General features: G+C 56.7%; 10 protein-coding genes. 4 read left to right on the top strand and 6 right to left on the bottom strand.

The window, feature by feature from the left end:
• Nucleotide 1 precedes the first annotated feature (1 nt).
• The gene (locus IQ22_RS03835; protein ID WP_145138307.1) at nt 2-202 is read left to right on the top strand and encodes a DUF2905 domain-containing protein; all 201 of its coding nucleotides are present in this window, start codon (nt 2-4) and stop codon (nt 200-202) included.
• A gap of 35 nt (nt 203-237) precedes the next feature.
• Here IQ22_RS03835 and IQ22_RS03830 read toward each other — a convergent pair whose 3' ends face one another.
• Both IQ22_RS03830 and IQ22_RS03825 read right to left on the bottom strand, forming a co-directional pair.
• Nucleotides 238-2595: an FdhF/YdeP family oxidoreductase gene (locus IQ22_RS03830; protein WP_145138304.1), complete on the bottom strand. Its 2358-nt coding sequence runs from the start codon at nt 2593-2595 to the stop codon at nt 238-240.
• Between the two features lie 539 nt (nt 2596-3134).
• Complete coding sequence (locus IQ22_RS03825) at nt 3135-4784, bottom strand: isovaleryl-CoA dehydrogenase (protein ID WP_145138301.1); 1650 nt, start codon at nt 4782-4784, stop codon at nt 3135-3137.
• A gap of 125 nt (nt 4785-4909) precedes the next feature.
• Here IQ22_RS03825 and IQ22_RS03820 point away from each other — a divergent pair, with 125 nt between their 5' ends.
• Nucleotides 4910-5398, top strand: a complete 489-nt coding sequence (locus IQ22_RS03820) for a GNAT family N-acetyltransferase (RefSeq protein WP_425298836.1) — start codon at nt 4910-4912, stop codon at nt 5396-5398.
• 190 nt (nt 5399-5588) lie between these two features.
• Here IQ22_RS03820 and IQ22_RS03815 read toward each other — a convergent pair whose 3' ends face one another.
• Both IQ22_RS03815 and IQ22_RS03810 read right to left on the bottom strand, forming a co-directional pair.
• A complete protein-coding gene (locus IQ22_RS03815; RefSeq protein ID WP_145138298.1) occupies nt 5589-6197 on the bottom strand; it encodes a glutathione S-transferase family protein in 609 nt (202 codons plus the stop codon).
• 160 nt (nt 6198-6357) lie between these two features.
• Nucleotides 6358-7092 (bottom strand): carbonic anhydrase, encoded by a 735-nt coding sequence (locus tag IQ22_RS03810; RefSeq protein WP_145138295.1) that lies wholly within the window; start codon nt 7090-7092, stop codon nt 6358-6360.
• Between the two features lie 312 nt (nt 7093-7404).
• On the opposite strand from IQ22_RS03810, the gene IQ22_RS03805 reads away from it, so the two are divergent.
• Nucleotides 7405-8796 carry an aspartate aminotransferase family protein gene (locus IQ22_RS03805; protein WP_145138292.1) on the top strand — a complete coding sequence of 464 codons (1392 nt, stop codon included), beginning with the start codon at nt 7405-7407 and terminating at the stop codon, nt 8794-8796.
• Nucleotides 8797-8814: 18 nt separating this feature from the next.
• Nucleotides 8815-10182 (top strand): glutamine synthetase family protein, encoded by a 1368-nt coding sequence (locus IQ22_RS03800; RefSeq protein ID WP_145138289.1) that lies wholly within the window; start codon nt 8815-8817, stop codon nt 10180-10182.
• Between the two features lie 184 nt (nt 10183-10366).
• On the opposite strand, the gene IQ22_RS03795 is transcribed toward IQ22_RS03800, so the two are convergent.
• Complete coding sequence (locus tag IQ22_RS03795; RefSeq protein ID WP_145138287.1) at nt 10367-11908, bottom strand: sensor histidine kinase; 1542 nt, start codon at nt 11906-11908, stop codon at nt 10367-10369.
• Entirely contained in the window at nt 11898-12716 is an 819-nt protein-coding gene (locus tag IQ22_RS03790) for an alpha/beta fold hydrolase (RefSeq protein WP_145138284.1), read from the bottom strand. The genes IQ22_RS03795 and IQ22_RS03790 overlap by 11 nt, the downstream gene beginning before the upstream one ends.
• Nucleotides 12717-13418 lie beyond the last annotated feature (702 nt).

Raw genomic sequence — 13418 nt, 5'->3', positions numbered from 1 at the left:
TATGTCTCGAACCCTGATCGTCATCGGTCTGCTGATCGTCGCCGTTGGTTTGTTATGGCCCTGGGTTAGCCGTCTTCCGTTGGGCCATTTGCCTGGCGATATCGTGGTCAAGCGCGAGAATTTCTCGTTCTTTTTTCCGATCACGACCATGATTTTGATCAGTGCCGTAATTTCGGCGGTACTTTGGCTGATGAATCGCTAGGCCCGGTCAGCGCCTGCCTGACCGGGCCTAAGACCTTACGCTGCGCCCAAGCCTGCCGGCACATCCGGCTCGGAAGGTATGTCGCCAGCGGTAAAGGCGATCATCTTGCGTACCCGGATCGGAATTGATTTGGCTGCTGGGACCTTGCTGCGCTCGGCATGGTGCCAAAGTGGGATCAACGGATTGCACTCAGGATAGTAGCCAGCGCAGCAACCTTCGGGAATGTTGTACGGTGTTACGCGCAGCGGGCCGACTTCGCGGTGAACGCCATCTTCTACGACGGTTATCGCCTGGATCTGGTCTCCTTCCTCCAGGCCCAGTTGGGTCATGTCATGGCGGTTCATGAGGATGACCGCACGGGTGCCGTGGACACCGCGGAAGCGGTCGTTGTAACCGTAGACGGTGGTGTTGAACTGGTCATTGCTGCGCAGCGTCATCATTTGCAGCACGTCCTTCTTTTGCAGGTCCGGGTCGATATCATCGTCCGGTGCAAGCTTGTCCGGCGTAATGAAGTTAGCCTTGCCGGTGTCGGTCGCCCATTTGCGCTCGGAGGCACCTAGCGGACGGTGGAAGCCACTGGGCTCCATCATGCGCACGTTGAAGTCATGAAAAATCTCTGGATACGTCTCGGCAATAGCGTCGCGTACCAGCCCGTAGTTGCCTACCCAGGCGTCCCAGTCGATGCGGGGATTTGGCGGTAGTGTGGCCTTGGCCAGGCCGGCCACGATGGCCGGCTCGGAACGTACAGTACTGGCGGCGGGCTTGGCGACGCCTCGCCAGGCGCGAATACAGCCGGTGCTGTCTTCCGTGGTGTTGTACTGTTCTCCAGTAGCCTGGACGTCAATCTCCGTGCGGCCTAGACAGGGCAGGATATAAGACTTCTGCCCGTGCACCAGATGGTTGCGATTGAGCTTGGTAGAGATCTGTACAGTCAGCCTGAGCTTACGCCAGGCAGGCTCCATCAGCAGCGTCTCGGGCACGGCGCGGACAAAATTGCCGCCCAGACCGATAAAGGCCTTCATCGATCCGTCGATAATCCCTTCACAAGCCTCGACGGTGTTCACGCCGTCGTCCATAGGCGGCTCGAAGCCGAACTGTTTCTTGAGGTTTTCCGCTGGTACCTTGCTTGCTTTTTCGGTAATGCCAACGGTGCGCTGACCTTGTACATTGGAATGCCCGCGCACGGGTAGAATACCGGCCCCTTCCTTGCCCATATTGCCGCGCAAGAGCAGCAGATTGACCAGCATCTGGATGTTCAGTACGCCCTGGCGGTGCTGGGTAAGCCCCATGCCGTAAACGCCGATAACACGCTTGCAGCGGGCATAGACGCGTGCGGCCGAGGCCATTGCTTCGCGCGTCAGGCCGGAGCGGCGTTCCAGCTCCGTCCATGAATAGCGGCGGATCTTTTGCTCGAAGGCTTCCAGGCCGTGGGTATGCTCGCGAATAAAGTCGGCGTCCAGCACACGGGGTTGTCCCGTAGCGATGGCCTCATCGTCCATTTCGAACAAGGTCTTGCACATACCGGCGATGGCTGCGATGTCACCGCCGATGTTGACCTGATGGTACTGGGTGCTGATGGTGGTTTCCTTGCCTGTGGCCATTTCCAATGGAGATTGGGGGTTGGTGAATTTTTCGAGACCCCGCTCTCGGATCGGGTTGAAGGTGACGATAGGTGCATGACGTTCCCGTGCTTCTTCCAGTTGGTGCAGCATGCGTGGGCTGCTGGTGCCAACGTTCTGCCCGAAGAAAAACAGGCCATCGGTTTTTTCCATGTCATTGAGTGTCACGGTTGCCACAGGCACGCCGATACTTTCCGGCAGGGCAATGGATGTGCTCTCGTGGCACATGTTGGAGCTGTCCGGCAGGTTGTTGGTCCCGTACAGGCGGGCAAACAACTGGAACATATAGGAGGTTTCCAGTGCGGCGCGGCCGGAGGTGTAAAAGACTACTTCATTTGGATCGCTCATGGCCTTGAGCTCATCGCCGATCTCTTGGAAGGCTACGTCCCAGGTAATGGGCTCGTATTTGTCCGTCTCGGCATTCCAGCGCATGGGGTGCGTAAGCCGACCTTGCTGCTCAAGGTCGTAGTCGCGCCAGTTAAGCAACTCGGTCACGGTATGCCGGGCGAAAAAAGAGGGGCGGCAGCGGTTACTGGTGTTTTCCCAGGCTGTGGCTTTAGCACCGTTCTCGCAAAAGGCTAGCGGCCGCGACGGATAGGGCTTGGCCCAGGCGCAGCTCACACAGGCGAAGCCTTCGATGGGCTTGTTCTGCTTGAGCAGCGAAATGCCGGCCACGAAAGGGGCTTTCTCACGGAGCAGGATATTGGCCACGGAGTAGGCCGAGCCCCAGCCACCCGAGGGCGCATTATAAGGTTTGAAATAGGGCTTGCTCATCAGAGGACTCCTTGCAGGTGCCATGTGGCAAGGCCGCATGGCAGAGTAGACATCAGGCGAACGGGAAGGCTGTTATGGACCAGTCTGAAGGCTGGGCTCTGGTACGGCGGGCATCGGGAATAGATCATGGTCACGCCTCTGTTTGAGCAAAGAAAAAGGGCAGGTCAAACGGGCGTGAGTTTGGGCGGAGGCTCAGGAGGTAGAGGCGTAAAGGCCTGGTAGTGCGAAGGCGGTGGCGGGTCGATCAATACGTGTGAGCGTAAAAGGCTAGGCGTCAGCCGTGTCAGGAAGGCCGATATGTCATACGTCGCGGCCACTGTGGCATGAGTAGAGCCTAAGGCATGCCACTTGGGTGGACTGTCGGGCCGCGCACCGGTAACCACGTGTGCCTGTACGTAGCCGCCTCCAAGGAGGAGCCTTGGTATCAGTAGAAGTGTCCGTAGGCTCACATCGTCCACCGTCCGTCCTGAATGGTCCCGAAGGTTAGGAGCCGTGAAAGTGCCCAAAGGTTTCAACCGTTGGGCACAACGGCTGTACGGTTAGGCTGGCGGCAGGCTGCGGTGCAGCAGGGCGCCGAGAGCCAGACCGGTCGGTAGGCTGCCGTAGACGCAGCCGCGCGCATCGCCCAGGCGGCTGACAAGGAACGCGTCGCTCACAGCGTTGTTGCCAGCATCAAGCAGCAAGCGGGCCTGCAGGGCGAGGGCAATGGTCTCGGTGAGCTGACGAGCGCGGTAGGGAGCGTCATCGGGCCTGGCCAGTTCCTGCTTGAGTCGAACGACATACGCGTGCAGCAGTGGGTCGCCCCGGCCTTCATCGAGCGCGTCAAACAGGACATCCTGTACGCCGGGTTCGCGTGACAATGTGCGCAGTACGTCCAGACACTGCACGTTGCCGGAGCCTTCCCAGATAGAGTTCACCGGTGCCTCGCGATACAAGCGCGGCAGAATGCTGTCCTCGATATAACCGGCCCCGCCCAGGCATTCCTGTGCCTCGTTGATAAAGGCCGGAGCGCGCTTGCAGATCCAATACTTGCCTACCGCCGTGACCAATCGGGCAAAGGCCGCTTCGCCTTCATCGGTGGGCCAGTCGAGGGCCTTGGCCATGCGCAGCGTCAATACCAGAGCCGCCTCGCTTTCCAGGGCAAGATCGGCCAATACATTCTGCATGAGCGGCTGTTCAGCCAACACCTTGCCGCTGACCTTTCGGTGTGCACAGTGGTGCAGGGCCTGGGTGAGTGCCTGGCGCATAAGCGAGCTGGAGCCGATCATGCAGTCGAAGCGGGTCATACCGACCATGGTCAGGATATTTGCCACGCCACGGCCTTCCTCACCCATCAGCCAGGCCAGTGCGCCACGGTATTCCACTTCGCTGGAAGCGTTTGAACGGTTGCCGAGCTTGTTTTTCAGGCGCTGGATATAAATTTGATTGTGACTGCCGTCCGGGCGGAAGCGCGGCAGCAGAAAGCAGGACAGGCCCCGGGGCGTCTGTGCCAGGGTCAGGAACGCATCGCACATGGGAGCGGAACAGAACCATTTGTGGCCGACCAATTCGTACGCCTCGCCAGGCCCGCTCGCGCCGATGGCGTGCGCCTGGGTGGTATTGGCGCGGACATCCGTGCCGCCCTGCTTTTCGGTCATTGCCATGCCAATCGTCACGCCGCTCTTGGCTTCCATAGGTGCGTTGGCCGGGTCGTAGACCGTTGCCGTTACCTTGGGTAGCCACTGGGTGGCCACGGTTGGCTGATGCCTCAAGGCGGGTACGCTGGCAAAGGTCATGGTGAGCGGGCAACTGGTCCCGGCTTCGGCCTGGTTGTGCAGGTACATCAGCGCGGCGCGGGCGACATGGGCTCCTGGTTGCGGATGAGTCCAGGGCAGGGAAGGAATACCGTGTCTGACAGCCGTTCGCATCAGCTCGTGATAGGCCGGGTGAAAGTCGATCTGGTCGATCCGTCGCCCATAACGGTCATGGCTGTGAAAGACCGGCGGGTTCTCATTGGCGAGAACACCCGCGGCTATTAGCGGGCCGCCTGCCAGCGCCCCGTAGGTATCTAGCCGCTCCTCTGCCCAGCCACCGCCGTAGCGATGGATTCCTTCCTGCAAGGGCAGGTCGAGCCGGTAGAGATTGGCACCTTCCAGCGGCGGCACCTGGTTGAAAACTTCGTGCGTTTCGGCGTACTGACTCCACAGCATGGCGAACACTCCTGAAGCAGGTGCTTTAGGTATAGCGCGCTTTATCCGTGGATGGGTACGTGCCCTCTGGACGGTATGGTGCAAGATCGGCAATGCTTTCCGTCTCGCTATCAGGAGATGTACCCGTGAATATCCGCCCCCTTACCGCCGCCGATTTCGACCAGGTCTGGCCGATCATCCAGACTGTTGTCCAGGCGCAGGAAACCTATGCCTTCGATCCAGACATGGACCGTGATATGGCCTGGAAACTGTGGGTGGAGCTGCCGCAGGTTACCTATGTGGCCGAAAAGGACGGACAGATTCTCGGTACCTATTACCTCAAACCCAACGCTGCCGGCCCAGGCAACCATGTTTGCAACTGCGGCTACATGACGGCACCCGCCGCCCGCGGCCAAGGCGTAGCCAGTGCTTTATGCGCTCACTCCTTACAGATCGGCCGCGAGTTGGGCTTTATGGCAATGCAGTTCAACTCGGTGGTTTCGACCAACGAGACCGCAGTGGCTCTCTGGAAAAGGCATGGCTTCGAGATCGTCGGCACGTTGCCCAAGGCCTATCGCCACAAAACGAAGGGGCTGGTGGACTGCTACGTCATGTATCGGATGTTGGAAAGGTGATTGAGACAGGGCCCCTTGTTGCTAGATCACGCTGTCTCTCAGGTACTAGCGAATCCCGCAACAGAGTGCTCACTTAACGCCGAGGAGCTTGGTGCGCATCGGTAAAGGGCAGGCTCACTTGCATGGACTGATCACCGGCGACGTGCCTGCCTGCATGGCTTACTGGTACAGAATGCAGGCAAGCAAATCATCAAGGCAGCTCGATATACCCTGGCAGCGTACGCATACGCGTCAGCCATCGTTTGATGGCAACGAAGGGTTCCAAGTCGATGCCGCCTTCCGGCGCCAGCGCTGTGTAAGGGTAGCAGGCGATGTCGGCCAGGGTTGGGCCGCCGGCCTCAGGTACCAGCCATTCGTTTCCTGTAAGCTGCTTTTCCAATACATCCAGCCCTATCAGGGCAAGCGCTTGACTGTCTTCCAGATTGCCCGTCCGGGCCAGCAACGTGGGGCTGTTCAAGGTGATCGCTCGGGCACGGCCCAGGCCATAGCGGCCTTCGTTTTGCTCGAAGGACAGCCACTGCATAACCTTGGCCATGCCGACCGGGTCAGTGGGTAGCCAGAGGCCTCGGCCGTATTGGCGAGCCAGGTAGACGAGGATGGCCGTCGAGTCCCAGAGCGTGGTGTCGTTGTCCACCAGCACAGGCACCTGCCCACGGGGGTTAAGTGCCAGGAATTCCGGCTGTTGGCCTTCGCCTGCATTTAAATCCACAGACGTTTTTTGATAGGTAATACCGAGAAGGGAGAGCAGCAAGCGGATCTTGTAACAGTTACCGGATCGTTCCAGATCGTAAAGGAGCAAGAATATAACCTCGTGCAGGAGCCAGGCCGCAGGACTGCGGTAAAGGGTTCTTATAGCGTTCTCAGCCCCAACAGGCCAGCCGATTTTCAATAAGGCTCCCGAGAGGGGCTAACGGGCTCATGCATTTACACCTGCTTGCCGAGCCCTTTCTCGCTTAGCCTTAGCTTTCGAAAAATTCCACCCGGCCATCGTCCAGGTCATAGCGGGCGCCTACAATCTTAAGCTTGCCCTCGCGAAGCGGATTGAGCAGTACGGGTTCTGATGTCTTGAGACGCCCTACGATCCGCTGCACGTTTTCCCGAACGGAGGCATCCAGGAGTTCGTCATGGTTTGCCGCGCAGTTGCAGGCGGCCTTGGCCTTGAGGACGGCCGGAATGATGGGTTCGATCATCTGATTAAGACTGCCCGGATAAGAGGCATTCTTTTCGACCACCGCCAGCGCCGCATCCACTGCGCCGCACCGCTCATGCCCCAGCACGACGATGAGTGGAACCCCCAAGGCATAGACCGCATATTCGATGCTGCCGAGCGCCACCGTATCTACCGTATTCCCGGCATTGCGGACGATAAACAACTCGCCCAGCCCTCGACCGAACAGCAGTTCTGGCGGCACGCGGCTGTCAGAGCAGGATACCAACACCGCAAACGGCGACTGGCTACGTGCGATTTCCAGGCGGCGCTCACTACCCATAGCGGCGGGCAACGACTGTTTGTTCTCCAGGAAAGTCTGATTGCCTTGCTTCAATCGGCTGAGTGCTTCATCCGGCGTTATGGTGGCCTTCTTTGGCTCATCGGCGGCGAACGCCTGTGGCAGCATGGTACTTCCTGCTACGCCCAGTGCGCCGGCGCAGGCGCTACGAAAGAAAACACGTCGGGATAGACCACTGTTGCGCATGTTACTGCCTCATCGTCAGGACTAGAAATGCAAGGTTCTGGCGTTGCTACGACCGGTTAAAGACTAATGCGTAGCGAGTAGGCCTAGACCTGCAAAAATCGTTTGGCCTGATCTATAAAGCGCTACCTTTTAGTGAGCGTAGCGCAAGGGGCTGATTCGTCCATGCGCTGATCAGCGTCACCGTATTTACGTTCACCCTGTCGCTGGTGCATCCGGTTCGGAGAAATACGTTATGGATTGCTGCTCCGCCAGCCCTTTGCGTTTTGCGCCGTTACTCATAGGATGGCTAAAAGCCCGCACAAGGTGTTCAGCATGACCGCCAGTGGTATCAGCCCATCCGCCGTAGCGACCTTTACCGCTCAGGAGCGCGAGCGCTTTCTTGCCAACAATCCGAACTCCGTAGCGCTGGCCGAACGCGCCCGAAAGTCGCTTTATGGAGGCGTTCCCATGCACTGGATGGCCGACTGGTCGACGCCGGTGCCTCTGTTCGTCGAGCGGGCCAAGGGGGCGCGCTTCTACGATGTGGATGGCCACGAATACGTCGACTTCTGCCTGGGCGATACCGGCACCATGTTCGGCCACTCGCCGGATCCGATCGCCAGGGCACTGATTGAACAAGCCTCCAACGGCCTCACAACCATGCTGCCGAGCGAAGACGCGGTGGTCTGCGGCGAGCTGTTGGCAGAGCGCTTCGGCTTGCCGTATTGGCAGGTTACCGCCACGGCAACCGATGCCAATCGCTACGTGCTGCGCTGGGCCCGTGCCGTAACGGGTCGCAAGACCCTTCTGGTATTCGATGGCTGCTACCACGGCACGGTGGACGATGTGATGGTGCGCCGCCGAGATGGCCAAACCGTGCCACGCTCCGGCCTGGTTGGACAAGCCTATGATCTCACTCAGTACAGCCGTGCCATTCCCTTCAACGATGTGGCTGCATTGGAAGCAGCGCTGGTCGAAGGCGACGTTTGCGCGTTGCTGTGCGAACCGGCCATGACTAACATCGGCATGGTTCTGCCGGAACCAAGCTTTCTTCAGGCATGCCGCGAGCTGACTCGCCAGTACGGCGCACTGCTGATCATCGACGAGACTCATACCATTTCCACGAATATCGGCGGCTGTACCCGCCTGTGGAACCTTGATCCGGACTTTTTCGTGATGGGCAAACCCATCGCCGGCGGTGTGCCCTGCGGCGTATTCGGTTGTAGTCAAGAAATGGCCGAGCGCATGCAAAGCGCCCGGAGCGAGGCTCAGGAGCACAGCCACGGACATGGCCACAGCGGCATGGGTACTACGCTTTCAGCCAACGCCTTGGCCATGCACTGCATGCGTGCCAACCTGGAGCAGGTGATGACGCCTGCCGCCTATGCCCACATGCTGCCGCTAGCCAAGCGCCTCGCCGATGGCTTCCGTAGATTGATCGCCGGGCATGGCTTGGAGTGGTCAGTGACCGAGCTGGGCGCACGGTGCGAATTTCAGTTCTGCCCAGTCCCGCCCAAGACTGGTGCCGAGGCTGAGGCGGCCTTCTATGATGAATTACAGATGGTTTTGCACCTGTACCTGATCAACCGCGGCATCTTGATCACGCCGTTTCACAACATGACTCTGTGCTGCCCGGATACCACCGAGGCGGACGTGGATCGCCTCATCGCCACGCTGGATAATGCACTGGCCGATCTGCTGGCCCTGCCCAACGCCCGCGAATAACCACATAAGAGCCCGATCATGACCTTTGCCGACCCCCAGGAAGCCCGCGACTTTCTTGCCCAGTATCCTGATGTACGCAGCATCGAGCTGATACTGATCGACGCCAACGGTGTTCCACGTGGAAAGCTCCTACACCGCGATGAATTGCTAGCCATCTACGAAAACGGCCGTCCGTTGCCAAGCTCCATTCTGGCGCTAACCATTCAAGGTGAGGATGTTGACGAGACTGGCTTGGTTTGGGAGGTAGCCGATGCTGATTGTTGGACGTACCCGCTACCCGGCAGCCTGACCCTACAACCCTGGCGTACGGTACCTACCGGACAGGTACAGGTCAGTATGCACCCGGAGAAAGGCCTGCCCGCTACGCCCGCTGATCCACGTCACGTGTTGGTACGTACAGTGGATCGACTCAAGGCTGATGGCTACTACCCGGTTATGGCTGTGGAGCTGGAGTTCTACCTGCTCGATAAGCAGCGCGACGCTCTAGGCCGCCCGCAGCCCGCCGTGCAAATGAACGGCGTCCGTCCACAGGCACCGCAGGTCTATGGTGTATATGAACTGGAGCAGCTACAGCCGTTTTTTGATGACTTATACGCGGCCTGCAAGGTACAAGGGCTACCGATACGCACGGCCATTTCCGAATACGCACCTTCCCAAATCGAACTGACGCTGGAGCACCGTTTCGATGCGCTGCAGGCGGTGGACGAGGGCGTTCGCTACAAGCGGCTGGTGCGTGGCGTTGCTAATAAGCACGGTTTGCAGGCCTGCTTTATGGCCAAACCGTTTGGCGAGTTGGCGGGCAATGGCCTGCATATGCACGTCAGTCTGGCCGACGCAGAGGGTAGAAATCTTATGGCCAGCGAAGATCCTCACGGCACGCCACTGCTGCGCCACGCCATTGGCGGAATGATGGCCACGCTGAACGATGCGCTGGCTGTTTTCTGCCCCAACGCCAACTCCTTTCGCCGATTCCAGGCCAATAGCTACGCCCCGCTGGCCAAGAGTTGGGGCGTAAACAACCGTACCGTCTCCTTTCGTATTCCTGGCGGTCCGGCCTACAGCCGTCACATTGAGCATCGCATTTGCGGCGCCGATGCCAACCCGTACCTTGCCGCCGCAGCGATCCTCTCCGGTATTCATAAAGGTATTCGTGAAGAAATAGATCCCGGCGAGCCTATTGTAGGTAACGGCTATGAACCGGTTCGTGAAACCTTACCTACAGACTGGCTCACTGCACTACGCAGCCTGGAAACTTCGCTATGGGCGCGGGAGGCGTTAGGTGAGGAATTTTTGAAAGTATTTCTAGCCATCAAATGGGCCGAATACCGTCAATTCATGGGAGAAGTAGGGGAACAGGATTGGCGTTGGTATCTAACGCATGCGTGACAGAGAATGGTTAAAGAAAAGCATTCAACATGCTTTGAGAGTGAACTATTTGCTCAGCAACCCCTAGCCTTTGTCATGATCGCTTTTTCCCATAAGAGCTTATGTATCAGGTTTTAAAAGGGGACGGTTAGAAAGAGGCTGGACTGTTTATTCTCGTGCTTAAGAATAAAGCCAGGCGGTGCTACTAAGACTCTTGAAAGTTAGTAGCCTCTAGGCCTCGAGGAAACGTAGCGGTAAACAGGGTTCCGGCCTCTTCAGTGGAGGTTACGGCTATGCTCCCTCCATGGGCACGGACAATTTCACGCACAATAAACAAGCCAAGCCCAACACTACGCGCTTTATTCTCACCGGAATCCCCACGACTCATAGGCTCAAACAGGTGAGGCAATACGGTAGCCTCAATGGGTTTCCCGTGGTTGTGAACCGATATGACAAAAGCGCCGTGTTCAATATGGGAAGAAACGAGGATGGCTTGGTCCACGACTCCATAGGCTACGGCATTAGCGACTAGGTTTCCTATGAGCTGTACAAGTCGGTCACCATCAGCAATGCAGTCGCCCTGACCACTGTAATGATGTTCCAACCTGTGATCAGGGAAGGCCAATCTCAACTCAGCCACACTGGCAGACACAAGGTTATGCAACTCAATGGGCTGGCGCGATACCGTGATGCCTTGTCCCACTCTCGCAACGGTGAAATCCAGCAAATCGGTTATCAAGCGCTGTGCACGGTCCGTTGACTGATTGATGTGCTCAAGGATTCGTACCTGTTTTGGTGTTAACTGGCTGCGCTCAAGCAAGTGAGCCCCCATCCGGATGGCGGACAAAGGATTACGCAAGTCATGGCTAACAATACCGATCATTTGCTCGGCAAAGAGCGCTCTGTCTTCGGCTTCAGCGCGCTGGCGGGTAAGTTCAGAGATATCCTGTAGTACCCCAACAAACTGGCTTAGCTTGCCGTTTTGATCAAATACGCTATGTCCGGAAGAGCTGACAGTGCGTTGTACCCCATCCATACCGTTCAATCGGTAGACACACCGATAGCTTTCATGGGCAGAGATTAATGCACGGGAGAAAGCTGCCTGCTCCTGGGCACGATCTTCCGGCTCGATACAGGCCTCATATTGCTCCGCTGTAATGGTTTGAGGCGCAGGTAGCCCCAGCAGCATGGCCACCTCGTCCTCGTAGCGACGTTCATACGTCAAAGGATCAACATCCCAGACGAACAGTTGCGCAGATTCAAGGGCAATACGAAGTCGCGCCTTAGCAAGAGTTAGCGCCTGTTGAGCTTCCAGCTGTTGGGTAAGCAGCTCCTCTGCACGCTTACGGGCCTGGACATGCTCACGCTCGTACTTATGCCGATCTTCAGCAATGAACACAGCCAATTCATGGTAGATGCCTGATGAGTACTCATGACGTACTGCATTCAGGATTACCGGAACGGTAGGGCCTGATTTCTGAATGAGGTCGAGCTTTACTTCAGCAACGGAGCCCTGCATTTGTAACAGTGGCGCCCAATGGGTCTGATGGAAAATACGGCCGCCCATGGTCAGTAGATCCTGGATTCTCTTCTGACCAACAAGCTCATGCGGGGTATAGCCCATCCATTTACAGAATGTCTGATTAACGCGAAGGATAGTACCGTCACGACTGGTTACCAGCAGCCCACATGCTGCTCTTTCGAACAGCATCTCGGCACTTGGTAAAACCGTGTCATTAGCAATCATCAAGATCACATCGAAGCGTTTGGAGAAACGCGTTCATTGCTTCGATACTGGCATCCGGCTCACTGAGGTGAGGACAGTGGCCTACGTTATCAATGATTTTTAGCGTACTGTTCGGCAGGGTTCGGCTCATGTACTCCCCGACTTGAATCGGCGCGATCAGATCATCACTGCACTGAAGAATTAAACTTGCCGTTTTAAGCTTTGCAAGGTCTGCCCGGTTATCTGACATAAACGTAACGCGAGCAAATTGCTTGGCAATGTCAGGATCGGTACGACAAAAGCTGTTGGTTAGTTCAGTGCTTAGCTCAGGTTGTCCTGGCGCTCCCATGATGGCAGGAGCCATAGTGCTCGACCAGCCAAGGTAATTACTTTCTAACGTCTCAAGAAGAGACTCGATATCGCTGCGGGTAAATCCACCCACGTAGTCGGCGTCGTTGATATAGCACGGTGACGGTCCGATCATAATATGGGCCGCAAAGTGGCTAGGCGGATCTATATCCGCCAGCACACCAATCATGGCGCTAACAGAGTGGCCCACGAAAATAACGGGGCCTACGGCAAACTCGTTGACGATCTCTCTGAGATCATCGGCGTATCCTTTCAAAGTATCGTACTTGACGGGGTCATAGGCTGATATGTCTGAAGAGCCGCTACCGACGAGATCATACAAAACAGTTCTATAACGCTTGGCAAACGTTGGGGCAAGGAATCGCCACATGGTCTGATCACAACCAAAGCCATGGGAAAAAATCATGGTGGCCGGACCATCGCCTATGACGTTAACGTTATTGCGCTTTTGAATACTCAAACCTATTGCTCCAAAAGATATGGCCTGGAATAACGGGTCCGCCTGAAGCCCAGTTATAGCGATAATGAGAATTATCCTGCGCAGTATGCCATGCGTTGGCTGAACTAGATCAGGAATAGTACCTTCCACTTCTTGAAGCAGATTCCAATAGCTCGCCCATGCTAGCTACGTGCTGCTTAACAAAGGTTTGCTAGGCTCTCCTGCCTGATCCAGGAAAGGCTAGGGATAAGGAAGTGTTATGAGCTGGATGATCGATTATAAGAGGATCAACAATCGGATTTTTTGCCAGCCGTGAAGAGCACGCTTGTAAAGGCGACAGACTACGCTAAACGGTATCTCTTGTGTGCTGCGCTCAGGTCCTAAATGGCGTCATCTATCGGAACATTCGGGCTTGGCAAATCGTCTACAAGCGCTTTTGTTACTAGCAAAGGCTGTTTCTTATGCAGGAATATCCTCAGGTAGCTTCATTTACCTGGTGGCTGGCTCAATGGTTATCTACCCGATACGTACAGTTTCAAGCCCTGCATAAAAGGCGTAACGGATTGATCCGCAAGCGTTATCTAACCTTTTCTTACTGAGCGTTGCTGTTTTACCTGCTCGTCATACCGATACAGGACAGTCATGTTGAATAAAAACTATTCGCCATCTCCTTTTGAGTTTTTCCATTATTAAGAGCCTCACACTATTTAGGTTGTATTTTAC

Origin of the sequence: Pseudomonas duriflava (genome assembly GCF_007830155.1) — a bacterium.
Lineage (GTDB): Bacteria > Pseudomonadota > Gammaproteobacteria > Pseudomonadales > Pseudomonadaceae > Chryseomonas > Chryseomonas duriflava.
This window is presented reverse-complemented; position numbering and strand designations above follow the sequence as displayed.